The 21884-nt window shown below is 67.1% G+C and carries 15 protein-coding genes and 3 pseudogenes; 8 read left to right on the top strand and 10 right to left on the bottom strand.

Annotated elements, in window-relative coordinates; all coding sequences use genetic code 11:
* Positions 1-68 precede the first annotated feature (68 nt).
* The 5 genes and pseudogenes from secF to queA all read right to left on the bottom strand — a co-directional run bounded on the left by secF (position 69) and on the right by queA (position 5796).
* Positions 69-1049 (bottom strand): protein translocase subunit SecF, encoded by a 981-nt coding sequence (secF, locus tag ACZK2V_RS08985; protein ID WP_201118791.1) that lies wholly within the window; start codon positions 1047-1049, stop codon positions 69-71.
* Between the two features lie 15 nt (positions 1050-1064).
* Complete coding sequence (secD, locus tag ACZK2V_RS08980; RefSeq protein WP_049400105.1) at positions 1065-2921, bottom strand: protein translocase subunit SecD; 1857 nt, start codon at positions 2919-2921, stop codon at positions 1065-1067.
* 61 nt (positions 2922-2982) lie between these two features.
* A complete protein-coding gene (yajC, locus tag ACZK2V_RS08975) occupies positions 2983-3327 on the bottom strand; it encodes a preprotein translocase subunit YajC (protein WP_049425164.1) in 345 nt (114 codons plus the stop codon).
* Positions 3328-3461: 134 nt separating this feature from the next.
* Positions 3462-4590, bottom strand: a pseudogene (gene tgt, locus ACZK2V_RS08970) (tRNA guanosine(34) transglycosylase Tgt).
* 177 nt (positions 4591-4767) lie between these two features.
* Positions 4768-5796: pseudogene (queA, locus tag ACZK2V_RS08965) on the bottom strand (tRNA preQ1(34) S-adenosylmethionine ribosyltransferase-isomerase QueA).
* A 244-nt stretch (positions 5797-6040) separates the two neighbouring features.
* Between queA and ACZK2V_RS08960 the strand changes: the two are divergent.
* Together ACZK2V_RS08960 and ACZK2V_RS08955 are read left to right on the top strand one after the other, a co-directional pair.
* A complete protein-coding gene (locus ACZK2V_RS08960) occupies positions 6041-7537 on the top strand; it encodes an aminotransferase class III-fold pyridoxal phosphate-dependent enzyme (protein ID WP_032128302.1) in 1497 nt (498 codons plus the stop codon).
* Between the two features lie 218 nt (positions 7538-7755).
* The gene (locus ACZK2V_RS08955) at positions 7756-8349 is read left to right on the top strand and encodes an LOG family protein (RefSeq protein ID WP_032128301.1); all 594 of its coding nucleotides are present in this window, start codon (positions 7756-7758) and stop codon (positions 8347-8349) included.
* A 19-nt stretch (positions 8350-8368) separates the two neighbouring features.
* On the opposite strand, the gene ACZK2V_RS08950 is transcribed toward ACZK2V_RS08955, so the two are convergent.
* A complete protein-coding gene (locus tag ACZK2V_RS08950; protein ID WP_486323142.1) occupies positions 8369-11209 on the bottom strand; it encodes a bifunctional diguanylate cyclase/phosphodiesterase in 2841 nt (946 codons plus the stop codon).
* Positions 11210-11456: 247 nt separating this feature from the next.
* On the opposite strand from ACZK2V_RS08950, the gene ACZK2V_RS08945 reads away from it, so the two are divergent.
* The 5 genes and pseudogenes from ACZK2V_RS08945 (at position 11457) to ACZK2V_RS08925 (ending at position 15608) form a co-directional block, all read left to right on the top strand.
* Complete coding sequence (locus ACZK2V_RS08945) at positions 11457-11975, top strand: RNA polymerase sigma factor (RefSeq protein WP_229301232.1); 519 nt, start codon at positions 11457-11459, stop codon at positions 11973-11975.
* Positions 11972-12941: pseudogene (locus tag ACZK2V_RS08940) on the top strand (hypothetical protein). Before ACZK2V_RS08945 ends, ACZK2V_RS08940 begins: the two are co-directional and overlap by 4 nt.
* A 40-nt stretch (positions 12942-12981) precedes the next feature.
* On the top strand, positions 12982-13578 hold the full coding sequence (locus ACZK2V_RS08935) for an IMPACT family protein (protein ID WP_486323141.1): 597 nt from the start codon (positions 12982-12984) through the stop codon (positions 13576-13578).
* Positions 13571-15343: an ABC transporter transmembrane domain-containing protein gene (locus ACZK2V_RS08930; RefSeq protein WP_049425150.1), complete on the top strand. Its 1773-nt coding sequence runs from the start codon at positions 13571-13573 to the stop codon at positions 15341-15343. Before ACZK2V_RS08935 ends, ACZK2V_RS08930 begins: the two co-directional genes overlap by 8 nt.
* Positions 15344-15413: 70 nt before the next feature.
* Positions 15414-15608 carry a hypothetical protein gene (locus tag ACZK2V_RS08925; RefSeq protein ID WP_005409247.1) on the top strand — a complete coding sequence of 65 codons (195 nt, stop codon included), beginning with the start codon at positions 15414-15416 and terminating at the stop codon, positions 15606-15608.
* A gap of 268 nt (positions 15609-15876) precedes the next feature.
* On the opposite strand, the gene ACZK2V_RS08920 is transcribed toward ACZK2V_RS08925, so the two are convergent.
* The 3 genes from ACZK2V_RS08920 to ACZK2V_RS08910 form a co-directional block, all read right to left on the bottom strand.
* Positions 15877-17001 (bottom strand): prephenate dehydrogenase, encoded by a 1125-nt coding sequence (locus ACZK2V_RS08920; RefSeq protein ID WP_486323140.1) that lies wholly within the window; start codon positions 16999-17001, stop codon positions 15877-15879.
* Entirely contained in the window at positions 16998-17906 is a 909-nt protein-coding gene (gene pdxY / locus ACZK2V_RS08915) for a pyridoxal kinase (protein ID WP_032128295.1), read from the bottom strand. The genes ACZK2V_RS08920 and pdxY overlap by 4 nt, the downstream gene beginning before the upstream one ends.
* Before the next feature lie 564 nt (positions 17907-18470).
* On the bottom strand, positions 18471-19670 hold the full coding sequence (locus tag ACZK2V_RS08910; protein WP_049424303.1) for an MFS transporter: 1200 nt from the start codon (positions 19668-19670) through the stop codon (positions 18471-18473).
* A gap of 72 nt (positions 19671-19742) precedes the next feature.
* Here ACZK2V_RS08910 and ACZK2V_RS08905 point away from each other — a divergent pair, with 72 nt between their 5' ends.
* Positions 19743-20540 carry an AraC family transcriptional regulator gene (locus tag ACZK2V_RS08905; protein WP_049424305.1) on the top strand — a complete coding sequence of 266 codons (798 nt, stop codon included), beginning with the start codon at positions 19743-19745 and terminating at the stop codon, positions 20538-20540.
* Positions 20541-20639: 99 nt separating this feature from the next.
* Here the strand turns inward: ACZK2V_RS08905 and dnaJ are convergent, their stop codons facing one another.
* On the bottom strand, positions 20640-21764 hold the full coding sequence (dnaJ, locus tag ACZK2V_RS08900) for a molecular chaperone DnaJ (RefSeq protein WP_049424307.1): 1125 nt from the start codon (positions 21762-21764) through the stop codon (positions 20640-20642).
* Between the last annotated feature and the right edge of the window lie 120 nt (positions 21765-21884).

The following is a 21884-nucleotide window of genomic DNA, read 5'->3' as shown; positions in this document are numbered from 1 at the left end:
CGTACCAGCCCTGCCAACAAAAAACCCCGCTTGCGCGGGGTTCTCTGTGTGTTGCGTGCAGCGGGTGCTTACGGGCGACGGGCCAGGGCCTCGATGTCCTTCGCCTTCGGCAGCAGGTCCTGCTTGCTGACGCGCAGGAAACCGATCGTCAGCATCGGCACCGCCACCAGGATCGAGGACAGCACCACGATCACCGCGCCGATCATGTGCGTCTCGGCCAGGCCTTCCATCGAGCTGCCGCCGTACATGTACAGGGCCAGCGCCGACAGGAAGAACATCACCGCGGTGATCACCGTACGCGACAGCGTCTGGTTGATCGAACGGTTCAGCACTTCCATCGAGTCCACGCGCAGGCTGCGGAAGTTCTCGCGGACGCGGTCGAAGACCACGATCAGATCGTTGATCGCAAAGCCCATCACCGACAGCAGGCCGGCCAGCACGGTCAGGTCGAACTCACGGCCCAGCAGGGACACGTAAGCAACCGTCACGATCAGATCGAACATCGCCACGATGCTGGCGGTGACCGCGAACTTCCATTCGAAGCGCACCGCGATGTAGATCAGGAAGCCGGCCAGCATGAAGATGGTGGCGTACAGGCCATTCATCGCCAGGTCCTTGCCGATCTGCGGGCCCACGAACTCGTTGCGGAGCACGGTGGCCTGGTTGTCGGCGGTGGACAGGGCCTTCACCACGGCGGCGGCGGTGGCCTTGTCCTCGTGCGCGGCGTCACCGGTACCGGCAGCGTGCTCACCGTGCGGGGCCAGGCGGATCAGCAGATCGGTGTTGCCACCGACGCTCTGCACCTGGGCACCCTCAAAGCCGCTCTGCTCGAGCTTGGTGCGGACCTGCTCGACGTCCACGGCCTTGTCGAAGCGGGCTTCGATCAGGGTGCCGCCGGTGAAGTCCAGGGCGTAGTTGAAGCCCTTGACGCCGATGATGGCGACCGAGGCCAGGAACACGATGACCGTGACGACCATCGCGACATGGCGCCAGCGCATGAAGTCGATCTTGGTGTCGTTCGGGAGGATGTGCAGCGGAAACAGTTTCATGTGCGTGTCGTCCCGTCAGATGGCCACGTTCTGGAGCTTCTTGCGGCGGCCGTAGATCAGCGTCGCCAGCGCACGCGACACGGTGATCGCGGTGAACATGGAGGCGAAAATACCGATGATCATGGTCAGCGCGAAGCCCTTCAGCGGACCGGTACCGAATGCGAACAGCGCCACACCGACGATCAGGCCGGTCAGGTTGGCGTCGAGGATGGTGCCGGAAGCACGCTCGTAACCGGTCACGATCGCGGTCTTGCCCGGCACGCCGGCACGCAGCTCTTCACGGATACGCTCGTTGATCAGCACGTTGGCGTCCACCGACAGGCCGACCGACAACGCCAGACCGGCGAAGCCCGGCAGGGTCATGGTCGCGCCGAACAGCGACATCACCGCCACCACGATCAGCAGGTTGAACAGCATCGCGATCGAGGTGATCACGCCGAACATGCGGTAGTAGACGCTGAAGAACACCAGGGTGAACAGGAATGCGAACACCACCGCGCGCATACCGTTCTTGACGTTCTCGGCACCCAGGCTCGGGCCAACCACGCGCTCTTCGACGAAGTCCATCGGCGCGGCCAGCGAGCCGGACTTCAGCAGCTTGGCCAGGTCCTCGGCTTCCTTCTTCTGCAGGCCGGTGGTCTGGAAGTTCTTGCCGAACACGCCGTTGATGTTGGCCACCGAGATGACTTCCTCGTTGACCTTGAAGCCACGCACTTCCTGGCCGTCAACGACGGTCACGGTCGGCACGCGCTCGGTATAGACCACCGCCATCGGCTTGTTCACGTTGGCGCTGGTGAAGTCGAACATGCGCTGGCCGCCGACATTGTTCAGCGTCACGCTGACCGCCGGAGAGCCGCTGTTCGAATCGGTCACCGCCTGCGCGCCGACCATCTGGTCACCGGTGACGATCACGCGCTTGTTCAGCAGGACCGGACCACCGCCATCACGACGCTGGTAGACCTTCGCTTCCGGCGGAATGCGCCCGGAGTTGATGGCGTCCTGTGCATTGCCGTCAACCACGGCCCGGTATTCCAGGGTAGCGGTGGCGCCGATCATGCGCTTGGCTTCGGCGGTGTCCTGCACGCCCGGCAGCTGCACCACCACGCGGTCAGCACCCTGGCGCTGGATGATCGGCTCGGCCACGCCGAGCTGGTTCACGCGGTTGCGCAGGGTGTTGATGTTCTGCTCGATGGCGCCGTTGGCGATCTGGGTGATCTCGGTTTCCGGCACGGTCACCGTGATGCGATTACCACTGACGTCGTAGCCGAGGGTCGGCTGCGCCTTCACCAGGGCAGTGCGGGCACGCTGCGCGGCGTCGTCACCGGCGGACGGGCTCAGGTTCGCCACGATGCTGTTGTCAGCGCGGCGTTCCACCGACTGGTACGGGATGCGGGCGTCGCGCAGCGTGCTGCGCACGTCTTCTGTGTAGGCGTCCAGGCGCTTGTCCAGGGCGGCCTTCTGGTCGACCTGCAGCACGAAGTGCACGCCACCCTGAAGGTCCAGGCCCAGCACCATCGGGCGACCGCCGAGGTTGGCCAGCCAGTCCGGCACGGTCGAGGCCAGGTTCAGGGCCACGGTGTACTTTTCGCCGACCGTGTCACGCAGGGCGTCGCTGGCAGCGGACTGCGCCTTCAGGTCCGGCAGGCGGACGATCAGGCTTTCCCCTTCCTTCTCGGCACCGACAGTGGCGACACCGGCCTTCTTCAGGTCGGCCAGCACACGGTCACGCAGCGCATCGTCGATCTGGCCGCCACGGTTGGCGGTGATCTGGAGGGCCGGGTCCTTCTGGTAGATGTTGGGCAGCGCGTACAGCGCGCTGAGCGCCAGTACGATCAGGATGACGACGTACTTCCAGCGTGGAAATTCGAGCATTGCTTGGGTCCCGCGCGGCGCCATCCCCGGCGCCGCGGTTGTGCATCGGAAAGGGAGTGGCTTACTGGGCCGACTTCAGGGTACCGGCCGGCAGCACGTTGCCGACAGCGCCCTTCTGCACGCGGATGCGCACGTTCTCGGCCACTTCAATGGTGATGAAGTTGTCGCCGATGTCGGTGACGATGCCGGCGATGCCGCCGTTGGTCAGCACTTCGTCGCCACGCTTGATCTTCTCCAGCATGGCCTTGTGCTCCTTCTGCCGCTTCATCTGCGGGCGGATCATCAGGAAGTACATGATGGCGATCAGGATGACCGGGAACAGCAGCGTGGTCAGGCCCATGCCCTGCGGTTGGCCGCCGGCGGCCTGGGCGTGGGCGGCGGGAATCAGGAAGGCAAGCAGGTTCATCGTTGGTCCTTTGGTTGGGCGGCGCTTCGGCCCTTTCACGGGCACGAGGTGTCGACCGCGGATCTGGGTCAGCCTTGAAGTATGCCACGGCCCCGGGCGTTCGTCCTTGGGCCGTTTGGCAGGGGGTGTTCGGGTTACAAGGGCGGTGCTGCCGCCCCGCGTGCCGCGTAGAAAGACTCACGGAAGGCCAGGAAGGTTCCCGCCTCGATGGCCGCACGGATGTCGGCCATGAGCTTTTCGTAATAGAACAGGTTGTGCAGGGTGCCCAGCATCGGCGCCAGCATCTCGTTGCAGCGGTCCAGGTGGCGCAGGTACGAACGCGTGTAACCGCCGGTGCAGGCCACGCAGCCGCAGCCGGGCTCGATCGGATCCATGTCGCGCGCGTACTGGGAATTACGGATGCGGACGGTGCCGAACGAGGTGAAATAGTGGCCGTTGCGCGCGTTGCGGGTGGGCATCACGCAGTCGAACATGTCCACGCCACGTGCGACACCCTCGACCAGGTCCTCCGGCCGGCCCACGCCCATCAGGTAGCGCGGGCGGTCGCCCGGCAGTTCCGGGTCCAGGTGGTCGAGCATGGCGTTGCGCTCGTGCTCCGGCTCGCCCACGGCCAGGCCGCCGATGGCGTAACCGTCGAAGCCGATCGCCTGCAGGGCCTCGGCGGAGCGGCTGCGCAGGTCAGTATGCACGCCACCCTGGACGATGCCGAACAGGGCCGCGTCGTTGCCGAGCTCGTCATGCGCGTTGCGGCTGCGCTGGGCCCAGCGCAGGCTCAGCTCCATCGAGCGGCGCGCCACATCCTCGGTAGCCGGGTACGGGGTGCACTCGTCGAAGATCATCACCACGTCCGAATCGAGCACTTTCTGGATCTTCATGCTCTCTTCCGGGCCCAAGAACACACGGGCACCGTCGGTGGGCGAGGCGAAGGTCACGCCCTGCTCGGTGATCTTGCGGCGGTGGGCCAGCGAGAACACCTGGAAGCCACCGGAGTCGGTCAGGATCGGGCCATCCCAGCGGCAGAAGCCGTGCAGTCCGCCGTGGTCGGCGATGATGTCCAGGCCCGGGCGCAGGTAGAGGTGGAAGGTGTTGCCGAGGATGATCTCGGCGCCCAGCGCGCACCTGGTCCGGCAGGATGCCCTTGACCGAGCCATAGGTCCCCACCGGCATGAAGGCCGGCGTTTCCACCGTGCCACGCGGGAAGGTCAGGCGGCCACGGCGGGCACGGCCGTCGCGGGTCTGGAGCTGGAACTGCAATCGGGACATGGAGCGGTCATTCGGGCAAATAGTCGCCCATTGTCTCCCAAAACCGGGTCGACCGCCCATTCAGGCCTGAACGGCACGGCAGTAGAGCCACGCCATGCGTGGCTTTCCTGGCCTCCAGGCACATGCAAGTGCGCACCAACGGTGCGCACCCACCACAAGCAGGCAGAGGTCAGCGCCCTACCCCGCCTGCGGGAACAACAGCATTGCGTCGCCGTAACTGAAGAAACGGTAGCGCTGCGCGATCGCGTGCTGGTAGGCCTCGAATACGCGCGCCTTGCCGGCGAACGCGGAAATCATCATCAGCAGCGTGCTTTCCGGCAGGTGGAAGTTGGTCACCATCGCGTCGACGCTGCGGATGCGGTAGCCGGGGGTGATGAAGATCTGCGTTTCACCCGCGAACGGCAGCAGTTCGCCATCGCGCATCGCGCTTTCCAGCGCCGCACCACGGTGGTGCCGACGCCGATCACCCGGCCGCCGGCGGCACGCGTGCGCCGTACCTGCTGCACCAGTTCCGCGCCGACGTTCAGCCACTCGCGGTGCATCACGTGGTCCTTCAGGTCATCGGCACGCACCGGCTGGAAGGTGCCCGCACCCACGTGCAGGGTGACGTGGCCAAAGTCCACACCCTTGTCCTTCAGCGCGGCCAGCAGCGGTTCGTCGAAATGCAGGCCGGCGGTCGGTGCCGCCACCGCGCCCACTTCACGCGCGAACACGGTCTGGTAGCGCTCGCGGTCATCCACACCCGGCTCGCGCTGGATATAGGGCGGCAGCGGCAGGCGGCCGGCATGCAGCAGCCACTGTTCCAGCGATTCCGGCACATGGAACTGCAACACGTAGAACTCGCCATCGCGGCCCAGCACCTCGGCTTCGCCACCGGCATCCAGCGCGATGCGGCTGCCGGCCTTGGGCGACTTGCTGGCGCCCACCTGCGCGGGCCTGCTGGCCACCCAGCAGGCGCTCGATCAGAATCTCCACGCGGCCGCCACTGGCCTTCTGCCCGAAAAGGCGCGCCGGGATCACCCGGGTGTCGTTGAACACCAGCAGGTCGCCGGGCTGCAGCAGCGACGGCAGGTCGCGCACCTGCAGGTCGGTGAAGGCATCGGGCGCCGGAGGCACCAGCAGCAGGCGGCTTGCGGAACGTTCGGCCAGGGGCGCCTGCGCGATCAGTTCAGCCGGCAGGTCGTAGTTGAAATCGGACTTCTTCAAGGCAGTAGGCGGCAACAGGTCGACAATGGCGCGCATTGTACGTCCAGCGTCTGCGAGCCGGCGTGCTTCGCGGCGAACGTCGCGCAAAATGCTGCTATGCAGCAGGTTTCTGCGGGGTTATCGCGCAAAAAAACAAGTGCTAGCATCGACTCGGAAGTCCGCTGCACGAGCCCCTGCCCAGCGCGCGATGACGCGCGTTTTGCTTTTGAAGACCCGTGCGACCCATTGTTTCAGGAGATCTGCAATGAGCTTCATCGAACGCCTCGCCCCCCTGCGCAACCAGCCCGGCACCCGCCTCACCTCCGGCCTGGACGACGCCACCCTGACCGCCCTGTCCGCCAACCACCCGCAGCTGATCGCCGCGGTGGACGCCGCCGCCGAGGAATTCGCGCGCGTGCAGGCCGACCTGGGGCCGCTGCTGGCGCAGGACGAACAGGCGCAGATCGACGCGATGCAGGACGGTTTCGTCAATTTCTATGCCGATGACGCGGTGACCCCGTATGTGGCACTGGCTGCACGCGGCCCGTGGGTGGTCACCCTGAAGGGCGCCGTGCTGTACGACGCCGGCGGCTACGGCATGCTCGGCTTCGGGCACACCCCGGACGCCGTGCTGGAGGCGATGGCCCGCCCGCAGGTGATGGCCAACATCATGACCCCCAGCCTGTCGCAGCAGCGCTTCATCACCGCCCTGCGCGCCGAGATCGGCCACCGCCGTGGCGGCTGCCCGTTCGCCCGTTTCATGTGCCTGAATTCCGGTTCCGAGGCGGTCGGCCTGGCCGCGCGCATCGCCGACGTCAACGCCAAGCTGCAGACCGATCCGGGCGCACGCCACGCCGGTGCTGCGATCAAGCGCGTGGTGGTCAAGGGCAGCTTCCATGGCCGCACCGACCGCCCTGCCCTCTATTCGGACTCCAGCCGCAAGAGCTACATGCAGCACCTGGCCAGCTACCGTGGCGAGGATTCGGTGATCACCGTGGCACCGTACGACGAAGCCGGCCTGCGCAAGGTGTTCGAGGATGCCGCGCGCAACCAGTGGTTCATCGAGGCGGTGTTCCTGGAACCGGTGATGGGCGAAGGCGACCCGGGCCGCTCGGTGCCGCCGTCGTTCTATGCCGTTGCCCGCGAACTGACCCGTGCCCATGGCAGCCTGCTGCTGCTCGACTCGATCCAGGCCGGCCTGCGTGCGCATGGCGTGCTCTCGGTGGTCGATTACCCGGGCTTCGAAGGCCTGGACCCGCCGGACATGGAGACCTACTCCAAGGCACTCAACGCCGCGCAGTACCCGCTGTCGGTGCTGGCGGTGACCGAGCATGCCGCGCAGCTGTACCGCAAGGGCATCTATGGCAACACGATGACCAGCAACCCGCGTGCGCTGGACGTGGCCTGCGCCACCCTGGCCCAGCTGACCCCGCAGGTGCGCGCCAACATCGCCGAGCGTGGTGCCGAGGCCGTGCGCAAGCTTGAACAGCTGAAGAACGAGCTGGGCGGACTGATCACCAAGGTGCAGGGCACCGGCCTGCTGTTCTCCTGCGAACTGGCGCCGCAGTTCAAGTGCTACGGCGCCAACTCCACCGAGGAATGGCTGCGCCAGCACGGCATCAACGTGATTCACGGTGGCGAGAACTCGCTGCGCTTCACTCCGCACTTCGGCATGGACAGCGAAGAGCTGGACCTGCTGGTGGGGATGGTCGGCCGCGCGCTGCGTGAAGGCCCGCGCCGCGAGCAGGCAGCGGCGGCGTAAGCCCCGTTCTTTGTAGAGTCGAGCTTGCTCGACTGCACTTCGTTCAGGCGCCGCGATAGTCGAGCAAGCTCGACTCTACTGAACGAAGGGCAGCCGAGCGCGGCTCGGCTCTACAGACGGCAACCGCGAAGGTCCATACTCCATAGACACCCCGTCCCTGACCGCCCTGCGGTCGGCGACGGGGCGTTTTCGTTTCCGGCCAAGAGACAGGAAGATCCATGAAATCGATCTGTGTGTACTGTGGTTCCAACGCTGGCAGCAAGCCGGCCTATACAGAACGCGCCCTGGCCCTGGGCGACCGCATCGCCCGCGACGGGATGCGCCTGGTGTACGGCGGCGGCAATGTCGGCCTGATGGGAACCGTGGCCAATGCCGTGCTCGCCGCCGGCGGCGAAGTGACCGGCGTGATCCCGCGCCAGCTGGCCGACTGGGAAGTGGCCCACCGCGGCCTGACCGAACTGGAAATTGTCGGTTCGATGCATGAGCGCAAGTCGCGCATGTTCGACCTCGCCGATGGCTTCGTCACGCTGCCCGGCGGCTTCGGCACCATGGAAGAGATCTTCGAGATGCTGACCTGGCGTCAGCTTGGCATCGGCAACAAGCCGTGCGCCTTCCTCGACGTGGAAGGTTTCTACGCCCCGCTGATCGGCATGATCGACCGCATGGTGGAAGAGCGCTTCCTGCACCCGGACCAGCGCCAGGACCTGTGGTACGGCTCGGATATCGAAGAGATGCTGGAGTGGATGAAGAACTACAAGCCAGCGCAGGCCTCGAAGTGGATCGACGAAAAGCGTCGCGCCGCCCTGCGCTGATGCTTTCCTGCGCGGCGGCTCAGACCGCCGCGCAGCTCCACGGTGCGGGCCGCCCCAGCAGATAGCCCTGGCCGTAGTCGCAACCCAGTTCGCGCAGGGTCTGCCGCTGCGCCTCGGTTTCGATGCCCTCACCGATGGTCTCGATGCCCAGCGTACGCGCCAACGACAGCACGCCCTCGACCAGCGCCCGCGTGCTCTGCACTTCCGGCCCATGCAGGCCGGCGATGAAGCTCTGGTCGATCTTCAGCGTACTGATCGGGAAACGGTGCAGGTAGGACAGCGCCGAGAAGCCGGTACCGAAATCGTCCAGCTGCACCTGGATGCCGCGCTCGCGCAGGCCCTGCAGGATGCGCAGCGTGTGCGGACCATCGTCCAGCAGCGCCACCTCGGTGATCTCCAGGCGCAGCCGACGCGGATCGGCACCACATGCATCCAGCAGGCCGAACAGGCGGCCGCTGAACCCGGCGGAGCGGAAATGGCGCGGTGATACGTTCACCGAGACGTAGCTCTGCCCGCCCTCGGCCAGGCCGGCAATCACCTGTTCGTAGATCAACCAGTCGACCTGCTCGATCAGGCCGCTTTCCTCGCCCAGCTCCAGGAACGCCCCCGGCAGCAGCAGGCCGCGGCGCTCATGCTGCCAGCGCAGCAGCGCTTCGTGGCCCACCACCTCGCCATCGGACAGGCGCACGATCGGCTGGTAGAACGGCACGAAATCGCGGTTGTTGATCGCACGACGCAGGTCGGCTTCCAGATCGAGGCTGCGCATGGCCTGCTCGCGCATGTCTTCGTCGAAGATCGCACAGCGGTCATGGCCCTGCGCCTTGGCCCGGTACATTGCCGCGTCGGCATCACGCAGCAGCTCTTCGCCGGTGCGGTAGCGGGGGTTCCACAAGGCGATGCCCAGGCTGCCGGACGGGAACAGTTCGCGCCCGGCGATCCACATCGATTCCTGCAATGCCAGCAGCAGGCGCTGGCCAAAGTCCAAGGCCTGCGCCAGGCCCTGCGGGCATTGCAGCAGCACCGCGAATTCGTCGCCACCCAGCCGGGCCACCACGTCCTCGGTGCCGGCCATCGACACGATGCGCTTGGCCACTTCCACCAGCATGCGGTCGCCGGCGGCATGGCCGATGCTGTCGTTGACCAGCTTGAAGCGGTCCAGATCGAGGAACAGCACGGCGAACACCGGGCCGCCCTCACGCTTGGCCAGGGCCAGCGCATCCTGCAGGCGGTCCAGCAGATGCAGGCGGTTGGGCAGGCCGGTCAGCGCATCGTGCATGGCCTGGTGGGTCAGGCGCTGTTCGGCACGCAGGCGCTCGCCGATCTGGCCGAGCAGCTTTTCGTTGACCTCGGCCAGTTCGCGCGTGCGCTCCTCCACGCGCTTCTCCAGCTCGGCATGCGCCGAGCGCAGCCGTTGCTGGTCGCGCTGACGGGCCAGGCCGGTACCGATGTTCTGCGCGACGAAGGTCAGCAGGCGCTGGTCATGCACGCTGAAAATGCTGTTCTCGCTGTAGCTCTGCACCACGATCGCGCCGACCACTTCGTCGTCGCGCAGCAGCGGTACGCCCAGCCAGCAGTGCGAACGCGCACCGGATTCACGCACTTCGCCACTGGCCAGCAGCGCGTCGATCTGCGCACGTGATGCCAACAGTGGCCGCCGGTTGCGCACGACGTACTCGGTCAGGCCCCGGCTGAACGGTCGCGGCGCGCGGCTGGCGTTGTGCTCGTCCACCGAATAGACGAAGTCCAGGCCGTTGCCGGCCGGGTTGACCAGGGCGATGTAGAAATTGCGAGCGTCGAGCAGGCGCCCGACCACCCCATGCACCTGTCCGTAGAACTGCGCCAGGCTGTCGGCCGACATCGCCATCTCGGCGATGTTGTACAGGGCGGTCTGCAGCTGTTCGGCGCGTCGACGCTCGGCCACCTCGTCCTGCAGGCTGTGATTGGCGCGCTGCAGTTCCTGGGTGCGCCGCGCCACCTGCTGCTCCAGCCGCACCTGCGCCTGGCGCCGGTCCATCGCGGTCTGCACGTGCTGCGCAACGAAGCCCAGCAATGCGCGCTCGGCCTCGCCATAGCGGGCCGCCTGCTCATAGCTCTGGACCACGATGGCACCGCATACGCGGCCATCGCGCAGCATCGGCACCCCCAGCCAATCCAGGCTTTCGGGCCCGCGTTGCGGGTCGTGCTCCTGCTCCATCACCTGCGCCAGCAGTTCGCGCGAGGGACCACTGAGCGGCTTGCCATGACGCAGCAACGCCACGGTCAGGCTGCGCGGCATCTCGTTGGCGTCATGGCTCTGCGTGGGATCGGCGACGAAATCATCGACCTGATCGGCGAAGTACAGGAAACGGATCTGGTCGCGCACATCGTCGTATTCCACGATGTAGCAGTTCTCGGCATACATCAGCGTGCCCAGCACACCATGCACGTGGCGCAGCATCTCGGGCATTTCCAGGTCGGCACCGGCCAGATCTGCAATCTGGAACAAGGCCTGCTGCAACCGCTCGGCCTCTTCCAGCGCCTTGATCTGGCCGGCCTGGCGGCCGCGCTGCAGCGCCAGCTCCATCGCCTGCCGGGCAACCCCCCACCATGCCGGCGAAGGCACCGCGCCTTCCACCGACAACAGCAGGCGCGCCCCATCATGTTCCCAGCCATGCTGGCCGTCGCCCACGCCTGGCGCTGCCGCATCACCTCCGGCAGCCGCCCTCGGCCAGGCCCCCTGGCCACGGCCAAGCTGCGGGTCATCCCAGCCGACGCGGACCACAGCCGTTTCCGGCAGAAGCGCATGCAACGCGCGCACCAGCGCCGTGCTCAGCACGGCCTCGTGTGGTGGCTCTTCCGCCCGTTCAGCATGCGTGGACAAATGACATTCTCTTGGCGCCGTCAGTGCGTCGCCTCCCCTGAGCCGCCGAGCATAGCGCGCCACCCGGGGGGCAATGGAAGCCCGTAAACCCCGAATCGTGCGCCCGTACGTTTTTCCTGCTGACCGTAGCCCCTTCCGAGCCATGACCCTCGCCCTGCCCGCCCTCGCCACCGGCTATGCGCCATCGCCTGCAGGCCTTACCCTGTACGCCGTGGAAGCCAGCGCACTGCCAACCGATGAAGCCTTGATGCTGGCCTGGGCCGGTGGCGACCTGCGTGCGTTTGAAAGCCTGTATGCGCGCCATCGCAAGCGCCTGTTCGGCTTCCTGCTGCGGCAACTGCGCGACAACGCGCTGGCCGAGGAGATCTTCCAGGACGTCTGGCAGCGGGTGATCAGCGCCCGTGCGGGGTGGCAACCGGACGCGGCGTTCAGCACCTGGCTGTTCCGCATCGCCCACAACCGCCTGAACGACCATTGGCGCGCCGCCCGCCACCGGCCGGCTGCCCCGGCCGATGCCGACCTGCGCCTGGCCGCGATCGAGGATGGACAGACCCCGGAAGGCGAGCTTTCCGAATTCGAACAACGTCGCCGCATCCAGCTGGCGATGGAACAACTGCCGCCGGAGCAGCGCGAAGTGCTGCAACTGCGGCTGGATCAGGAACTGAGCCTGGAGGAGATCGGCCAGATCACCGGCGTAGGCCGGGAAACCGTGAAATCGCGGCTGCGCTATGCGATGGACAAGCTGCGTGCGGGATTGAACGCATGAACCGAGACGAACCGCTGACGCCGGAAGAACGCGAGCTGGCCCGGCTGCTCGGCCGTCGCGCCGAACAGGCACCGCCCGCCGCACTGGACGCCGCCATCCTGGCCGCGGCCCGCGCTGCCGTGGACGCTCCGGCTGCCGATGCGATCGCCTCTCCCGAAGCACCACGTACGCAGCGCACACGCCCGCGTTGGCCGGCGGTGTTCGGCATCGCCGCTTCGATGGTGTTCGCCATCGGCATCGCCTGGCAGCTGCGTCCGGAACCGCCACCGGTTCCGGCGGGTGAGGCCGCTGTTGCGGCGGCACCGGCTGCGGCAGAAGACGTCGCGGCTGCCGATCAGGCCGCTGAGCGCAGTGCAGCCGACAGCGCGGTGGCGACTGCGGAACCGGCCGCTGCGCCCGCAGCACCCGAGGCAGCCCCGGTTGCCGCCCCGGCACCGGCCATCGCGCGCAAGCAAGCCTGCGCCGGCCGAGACCGCTGAAGCGCCGGCCCAGGCTGCACGATCGATGGCTGCGGATGCGGCCGCCGATACCTCCTTTGCAGCCCTGCCGCCCGCTCCGGCCGCAGCGCCGGCAGCAGCCCCGCCTGCGCCTCCGGCTCCCACCGCCTACTCGGCACCCGCGCCGCTGATGGCGCGCTCGGCAGGCACGCCAGAGTCCAACAGCGTGCAGGCCGAACAGGCCCCGGCATTGGACCGGGTAGAAATCACCTCGATGAAGCGCGAGGCTCCCAGCCGTTCCGCACCTGGCATCATGCGCCGCGGCAGCGATGCGGGCCTGAGCGCGGACGCCGTGCAGGCCGAGGTGGACGCTGACGCACGACTGCCGCGCCGGCAGTGGCTGCAGAAGATCCGTACACGACGCGACGACGGCCAGCGCGATCTGGCCCGTGCCAGCCTGGAGCGCTACATGCAGCAGTACCCGGAAGCACGCCTGCCGCGCGACCTGCGCCCGCTGCTGGACGACTGAAGCGGACGGGAATACCCGGCAACCCCGTAGAATGGCGGGAATGCTCGATACTCTCGCCCAGCCGGTCAGCCACACGCTGGAAGTCAAACACAGCCGTTTCATCGCCCATGCCGCGCCGATCGATGGCGCCGCAGCGGCCATGGCGTTCCTGCAGCTGGTTGCGGTGGCCGATGCCACCCACAACTGCTGGGCCTACCGGCATGGGCAGGACTATCGCTCCAGCGACGATGGTGAGCCGGCCGGCACGGCGGGACGTCCGATCCTGGCGGCGATCGACGGCCAGGGTTTCGACCGGGTGATGGTGGTAGTGACGCGCTGGTTCGGCGGTATCAAGCTCGGTGCCGGTGGCCTTGTGCGCGCCTACGGCGGCGCCGCCGCCGAGTGCCTGCGCACCGCCCCGCGCCTGCCGCTGGTGGCGATGGCCCGGCTGCAGCTGCTGGCCGGCTTCGAGGACCTGGGTACCCTGCATGCCACCCTGCCCGCCTTCGGTGCCGAAAAGCGCGATGAACAGTTCGATGCCAATGGCGTGTGCCTGCGGATCGAATTGCCTGCCGATCAGGTCGACGCATTGAAAATCCGCCTGCGCGACGCCACCCGTGACCGTATCCGCATAGAAGACGACGACCAGGATGACTGACAAGGACGACGCCCCCGCTTCGACCCCGCCGCTGCGGCGCCTCGGCAGCCTGCGCACGCTGTGGCCGTTCGTGCGCCGCCACAGCGGCCTGTTCACCGCCTGGCTGCTGGCCCTGGCGGTGTCTTCTGCAGCCACGCTGAGCCTGCCTCCGGCGGTGAAGCAGATGATCGATCACGGTTTCAGCAGCGGCGGCCAGATCAACCGTGCCTTCGCCCTGCTGATGCTGGTGGCGGTCGTCATGGCGTTGGGCACGGCCGCGCGCTTCTACTTCGTATCGTTGCTGGGTGAAAAGGTCGTGGCCGACCTGCGCAGCCAGCTGTATGCCCACCTGATCCAGCTGGGCGCCGGCTTCCACGACCGCAGCCGCAGCGGAGAGCTGGTCTCGCGCCTGACCGCGGACACCGAACTGCTGCGCAGCGTGGTCGGCTCGACCATGTCCGTAGCATTGCGCAGCACGGTCACCGTCATCGGCAGCCTGGCAATGCTGTTCGTCACCAGCCCACGGCTGGCCGCATGGTCGCTGCTCGGCATTCCGCTGGCGGTGCTGCCAATCATCATCGGCGCGCGCAAGCTGCGCACGGTCGCACGCAACAGCCAGGACCGCATCGCCGATGCCAACAGCCTGGCCAGTGAAACCCTGGGTGCGGTACGCACGGTGCAGGCACATGCACGCGAGCCGTATGAGCGCGGGCGCTTCGACAAGGCACTCGGTGATGCCATCGGCGCCGCCCGTCGCCGCATCGGCGCACAGTCGCTGGTCACCGCCAGCGCCATCCTGCTGGTGTTCGGCGCCATCGTCGGTGTGTTGTGGCTGGGCGCGCACGACGTCATCGACGGCCGCCTCAGCGCCGGTACGCTGGGTCAGTTCGTGCTGTATGCATTGATCGGTGGCGGTTCGGTGGGTGCACTGGCCGAAGTATGGAACGAGCTGCAGCGCGCGGCCGGCGGCATGGGCCGCATCGGCGAACTGCTGCAGGAAGACATCGAGATCCGCGCGCCGGCACAGCCGCGCGCGCTGCCGCAGCCGCTGCATGGCGAGATCCGGTTCGACGACGTGGTGTTCCACTATCCGCAGCGACCGGACCAGGCCGCACTGGACCACTTCAACCTGCACGTGCACCCCGGCGAGACCGTGGCGCTGGTGGGTCCGTCGGGGGCGGGCAAGAGCACGGTGCTTTCGATGCTGCTGCGCTTCCATGATCCAGCCAGCGGCCGCATCGACGTGGACGGCATCGACGTGCGCCAGGTCGACCCGGCCGAGCTGCGTGCGCAGCTGGCGCTGGTGCCGCAGCAGCCGACGCTGTTCGCTGCCAGTGCGCGCGACAACATCCGCTATGGCCGCCTGCAGGCCAGCGACGCCGAAGTCGAGGCTGCCGCGCGTGCCGCCGAGGCCGATGGCTTCCTGCGCGCGTTGCCGCAGGGCTATGACAGTGAGCTGGGCGAGCGCGGTGCCCGCCTGTCCGGTGGCCAGCAGCAGCGTGTGGCGATTGCCCGTGCGCTGCTGAAGGATGCGCCGATCCTGCTGCTGGACGAAGCGACCAGCGCGCTGGACGCGCAGAGCGAGCACAGCGTGCAGCAAGCGCTGGAGCGGCTGATGGCGGGCCGCACCACACTGGTCATTGCCCACCGCCTGGCCACCGTGCTCAAGGCCGACCGCATCGTGGTGATGGACCAGGGCCGCATCGTCGCCGAGGGCACGCACGCACAGCTGCTGGCAGAAGGTGGACTGTACGCTGAACTTGCGCGCCTGCAGTTCATCGATTGATGACGTCCGGCTAACATCGGCGCGGCCAAGCTGGCCGCGCAACAACCGCATCCGCTGAAGGAGGTGCACGATGTCGTTCCGTCAGTTCCCCGCCGTCGACAGCAACGGCGAAAGCCACATCATCATCGAGTTCAAGCCCGAGGCGAATGGCAGCGGGCATCACTCTGAAGCCACGCCACGCTACGAACTGGATGACGGGCGGCCGCTGGTGCGCGATGGCCGCGAGTTCACCACCAGTGGCGGCGAGCTGCGGCTGACGATCTGAGGTTCGCCGGGCATGGCCCCGGCGCGCTACCCGATTTCGTATCGCCCCGCTCTGGCGGGTGTCGACCTTGGTCGACACGCTTTTTTGCCTCTGGTAGGTGTCGACCTTGGTCGATACGCCCTTTGCCCCAGGCGGTCGAGCATGGCTCGACTCTACAAAAGGCGTGATCATTTTTTGGCCAGGCATCTTGACAGCCTTGGCTGGCAAGGCCTGAGCAAGGTTATCCACACGTTTGCTCAGGAACCATCCACACCGCCTGTGGATGAATTCAGCCCAGTACCCGCCCGATGCCGCTGGCGTCCACGTCGGCTGCTGCCCGGGTAATCGCCGCCGCATCGCTGCCGGCCACGAACCCGATGCGGAAATGCACTTCGCCGCCAGGCGTGCGCGAGGAATGGATCGAAGCCAGGCTGATGCGATGCTGCTCGAACACGTTCAGCAGCTCACGCAGCGAGCCGGGCCGGTCCTCCGGCAGGTGCACCGACAACGCATTACGCTCGGTCAGGTCGGCCAGCAGATAACCCACGCGTTCAAAGGTGTAGTTGCCGTCCGCCAGCGCCTGCTCGCCGAAGGCACTGCGGTTGGCCAACAGCAGCTGCTCGCGGAATTCACCACGCGCACGGTCGTCGCCCTGCCCGACCTGCGCCTGCAGGGCCTGCAGCTGGCCGACCAGCCGCTCCAGCATCGGCGCCACGTACGGGTTACCGAACTGGATGTCTTCGTAGATCGCCGGGTTGAGCGACAGGATGCGCGAGATGATCGCGGTATCCAGCTCGAACGACGCCGAGCGGTACGGCATCATCGCGGCCAGATCACCCAGCTGCGGCTGGTACTGGCGCAGCACGCCGGCCTGGGCCAGGTGGGTGGCATGCACCATCGCCTGTACCAGCGCCATCATCTGGTCGTGATGCTGCGGCGTGGCCCGCACGCACTCGGCCTGCAGCGCCGTGCACAGCGTATCGACCCATGGCTGCCAGTGCAGCAGCCGCGCTTCGCAGACCACCATCACCCGGCCCTTCAGGGTCGGCGCCTTGGGTGGCGCGGTCATCGGGTGCAGGCCGACCACTTCGGCTTGAGAGGCCAGCATCGCCTGCACCGGCGCTTCCTTCACCGAGGTCACGTCCAGCCACAGCCGGTCCTGCTCACGGCCGGCCGACTGCCGCACGTACTCGGCAATCAGAGCCGGCGTATGCCGGATCGGTGCCGAGAACACCAGCACGTCGGCCTGCGCCAGCAGCTGTTCCGGCGTATGCGAGTCCGGATCGGCCGGATCGTGGCCGATCACCTGCAGCTGCATGTGCTGCTGGAAGAAGCGGGTCAGCCAGCGCCCATAGGCACCGGCGCTGCCAATGATGCCGACCGTGCGCGGCGTGCGTTCGAGCAAGCCGCTCATGCCACGCGTTCGGCGCGGAAGCGCGTGCCTTCGGCCAGTGCGGCAGGCGCCGCCGCGATCACGTCGAACTCTTCGAAGCCATTGTCCAGAGTCGCCTCCAGCGCCGCATGGGTACCGGCAATCGCACGCGAAATCGCCTGCTGCATCGATTCACCTCGCAACAGGAACGACACCACCAGCGACATCAGCACGTCACCGGTGCCGGCCACGTCCACCGGCAGCAGCGGCGAAGTCCAGCGCCAGGTTTCCTCGCGACCGACCGCCAGGGTCACCAGCTCACCCGGGTTACCGCCCACGCTGTGCGCGATCACCCAGTGCGGGCCACGGTCCAGCAGCGTGCGCGCGGCGGCGATGGCATCGGCCTCGGCCAGTGCCGGCATACCGGTCAGACGATTCAGTTCGAAGGCGTTCGGGGTCACCAGCCAGGCATGCGGCAGCAATCGCTCGGCGAAGATCGCTTCCAGGCCCGGCTCCACGTAGGGGCCGGTGTGGGTGTCACCAATCACCGGATCCAGGCAGTAACGCAGCTGCGGACAGACCGGCAGGATGTTGTCCAGCCAGTCGGCGAAGGCGGCACCGTTGGCGGTGCTGCCGAAGTAGCCGGACACCAGCATCTTCGCCCGCTGCGGCAGGCCGCGCTCGTGGGTGCCCAGCAGCAGGTCGGCGAACCAGTCGGCGGGCAGCACGCGACCGCGTGTGGTGTCGTAGAACGGCGCGTTGCTCAGCAACACGGTCGGGATCTCCGCCACGCGCACGCCGAGTGCGCGCATCGGCGGTACGGCGGCGCTGTTGCCGGCGTGGCCGTAGACAAGTTGCGACTGGACCGAGATGACATCGATCGGCGACGGACCATCGGGCCGCTGGCGGCGGCCGTGGACCAGGTGGTTATCAAGGGATTCGCTCATGGCCGCATTCTACGCCCAAGGGGGTTTTCGGCAGGGCTTGCAGCCCTGCACCTGCTCAATGCAACGGCAACCGCAACGGCCGAAGCCAAAGCGGCATTCCGTGGGGTGGCGGGGCGGTGTCGGAGTGCGGGGACGCCGCAAGTACGTCCTTGCAGGCTTGGCAGCGGCATCCATGCCGCTGACACCCCGCAATCCGACACCGCCCCACCTTCGACAGGTTCACGCGGCTGTTGGTAACTGCGCCTGTTGTTCCGCGCGGCTGTTGGTAGGTGTCGACCTTGGTCGACACGGATGAATTCGTTCGATATCTGACAGATGTGTCGACCAAGGTCGACAGCTACCAGAGCAGTAAGCCGTTCCGACAGATCGCGGAAAACTGTCGAAGGCGGGGTGGGTCCGGTTGCGGGGGCGTGAGCGCCATGGATGGCGCGACCGAGCCTACAAGGACGTATTCACGGCGTCCCCCGCAACCGGACCCACCCCGCCAATCCGTGGAGATCGCGCTTCGGCTGTTGCCGTTGCCTCTGCAGGTGCAGGGCTGCAAGCCCTGCAGACCCAAACCCCTCAGTGAGCAGCAGGCCGCGACGGTGGCAGCCACGCCGCCACGACGCCCAGCAGCGGCAGGAACGCGGTCAACTGGTAGACGTATTCAATGCTGGTCTTGTCCGCCAGCAGGCCGAGCACGGCAGCACCCAGTCCGCCCATGCCGAAGGCGAAACCAAAGAACAGGCCGGACACCATGCCGATGCGGTGCGGCATCATCTCCTGCGCGTACACCACGATCGCCGAGAACGCCGACGACAGCACGAAGCCGATCAGCACCGCCAGCACGGTCGTCCACAGCAGATCAGCATGCGGCAGCAACAGCGCAAACGGGGCCACGCCCAGGATCGAGGTCCAGATGATCGGCTTGCGGCCGATGCGGTCACCCAGCGGGCCACCAAGGAAGCCGCCGGCGGCGGACGCCACCAGGAACGCGAACAGATGCAGCTGGGCCTGCGCCACCGGAATGCCGAAGTGGTGGATCAGGTAGAAGGTGAAGTAGCTGCCGATGCTGGCCATGTAGAAGTACTTGCTGAAGATCAGCACCAGCAGGATCGCCAGTACCTTGGCCACGGTGCGCGGCGGATGCCGCGGCGCCATCGGAGCCGTGCTGACCGGTCGAGGCGTGCCCAGATGCAACGCGTACCAGCGACCGACATAGGTCAGCAATGCGATGCCGATCAGGGCAGCGCCGGCAAACCACGATGCGGCGTGCTGGCCATACGGCACGATCACCGCGGCGGCAATCAGCGGGCCCAGCGCGGTTCCGAAATTGCCCCCCACCTGAAACACCGACTGCGCGAAACCATGACGACCGCCCGAGGCCAGCCGCGCGATGCGCGAGGCTTCCGGATGGAAGATGGCCGAGCCAATGCCGACCATCGCCGCCGCCATCAGCACCACCGCGTAGTTCGGTGCGAAGCCGAGCAGCAGCATGCCGCACAGGGTCGAGGCCATGCCGATCGGCAGCGAGTACGGGGCTGGGCGACGGTCGGTGGCCATGCCGATCAACGGCTGGAAGATCGAGGCGGTGAGCTGGTAGGTCAGCGTGATCAGGCCGATCTGGGTGAAGCTGAGGTTGAAGCCGCCCTTGATCACCGGATAGATGGCCAGGATCAGCGACTGCATCATGTCGTTGACGACATGCGAGGTGGAAATGGCGGCCAGCACGCCGGGGGCCACCGGGCGTGAGGTCGTTGCGGGAGAAGCCAGGATCGACATGGACACAGTCAGGTTGGGGGCGAGCCACGCATGCTACGGTGGCCTCCCCCTCCCTTCTGCCGCGTTCGGGTCATGGCATATCGCAAAAAGGACACTCCCTGCCAGGTCCGCGAGACTGCGCCGTGGAACGAGGTTCCGGTGCACCGCCCGGTGACCTGCCGCGCCCGCCACTACAAACCGGGCACCCACATCGCGCCCCACCGGCATCGCCGTCACCAGCTGGTGTTCGCCATGTCCGGACTGATGGTGGTGCGTGCGGACGGCGGCCGCTGGGTGGTGCCCTCGACCCGCGCGATCTGGGTGCCGGCCGGCATGGCCCATGCGGTGGACTGCATCGCTGAGGTGCATATGCGCAGCCTGTACGTGGAACCGGATTTCGCGCCGCAGCTGCCGGATGAGGCGTTCGCGGTACAGGTAGCGCCGCTGCTGCGCGAGCTGCTGCTCGCCGCCAGCCTGATCGAGACCGCGCATGTGGATGACAGCCGCGACGGCCGCGTGGTGCGCCTGCTGCTGGACGAGCTGCACCGCATGGACGTGCTGCCGCTGCACCTGCCCTCGCCCTCCGACCCGCGCCTGCAGCGGATCTGCCAGCATATCCAGAAACATCCCGGCGACGACGCCACCCTGCAGGACTGGGCGCAGGCGCTGCAGGTGGACGTGAAAACCATCCAGCGTCATTTCGCCAGCGAACTGGGCATGACCTTCGGGCAGTGGCGGCAGCAGGCGCGGCTGTTGGCCGCGCTGGAGCGACTGGCGGTCGGCGACAAGGTCATCGATGTCGCGCTGGCGATGGGCTACGACAGCCCCAGCGCGTTCACCAGCATGTTCAAGCGGCAGCTGGGGCAGACGCCGGCGGCCTTCTTCCGATGATCCTTTGAACGGCATCCACGCATGGCGTGGAGCTACTACACCACAAACGACAACGCCGGGCATGGCCCGGCGCTGTCGTTCAACACATGCGTCGATGGATCAGGACGTCATCCGGTCCCAGAAGCCCTTCACGCCATCCATGAAGGTGGCGGACTTCGGCGAATGCTTGCGCGCTTCCTCGCCGACGAAGGTGGCCTCGAACTGCTCCAGCAGCTTGCGCTGTTCGTTGGTGAGGTTGACCGGGGTCTCCACCACCACACGGCAGTACAGGTCGCCTTCGCTGCGGCTGCGCACCGAACGCACGCCCTTGCCACGCAGGCGGAACAGCTTGCCGGTCTGGGTCTCGGCCGGAATGCGGATCTCCGCTTCGCCGCCCAGGGTGGCCACGCGCACGGTGTCACCCAGTGCCGCCTGCGAGATGCGGATCGGCACTTCGCAGTGCAGGTCGTCGCCATCGCGCTGGAAGATCGCATGCTCGCGCACGCGCACTTCCACGTAAAGGTCGCCCGGCGGCGTACCGGCCGGGCCGGCCTCGCCCTCGCCCTGCAGGCGGATGCGGTCGCCGGTATCAACGCCCGCCGGCACCTTCACCGACAGCACCTTGTCTTCCTCGACACGGCCATTGCCGTGGCAGGTCTTGCAGGGCTTGGCGATGATCTGGCCGCGGCCGCCGCAGTTGTGGCAGGCCTGCTGCATGGCGAAGATGCCGCGTTGGATGCGCACCTGGCCGCGGCCATGACACACATTGCAGGTCTCGACCTTGCCGTCTTCGGAGCCACTGCCATCGCAGTCGCCGCACTCGGCCAGGGTCGGGATCTCGATGCGGCGCTCGACGCCGCGCACGGCTTCTTCCAGGTCCAGCTCCATCACGTAGCCGATGTCGGCGCCACGACGGGCCTGGCGCGGACCACCGCCGCCACCGCCAAAGATGTTGCCGAAGATATCGCCGAAGATATCGTTCATGTCCGGGCCGCCCGGACCGCCTCCGCCCATGCCGTGCTCGAACGCGGCGTGGCCATGGCTGTCGTACATGCGGCGCTTGTTGCCGTCGGACAGCACTTCGTAGGCTTCCTTGCACTCCTTGAAGGAGGCTTCGGCCGCCGTATCACCCGGGTTGCGGTCCGGGTGGAACTTCATCGCGCAGCGACGGTAGGCCTTCTTCAGCTCTTCGTCGTTGGCGGTGCGGGCAACGCCCAGCACTTCGTAGTAATCGCGCTTGCTCATATCGTGAATCGGGTTCCGGAAAGTCGGGATTCGTCAAAGCGGAAGAGCGGAACCAGGTCCGCTCTTGCGTCGGGCGCCCCGACACGCCGGTGGGCGGTCAGGACCCTGATGCGACAACGG

This window comes from Stenotrophomonas sp. 93052_Sma (genome assembly GCF_056481145.1).
The sequence above is the reverse complement of the archived record's forward strand: the minus strand, read 5'-3'. Positions and strand labels throughout refer to the sequence as shown.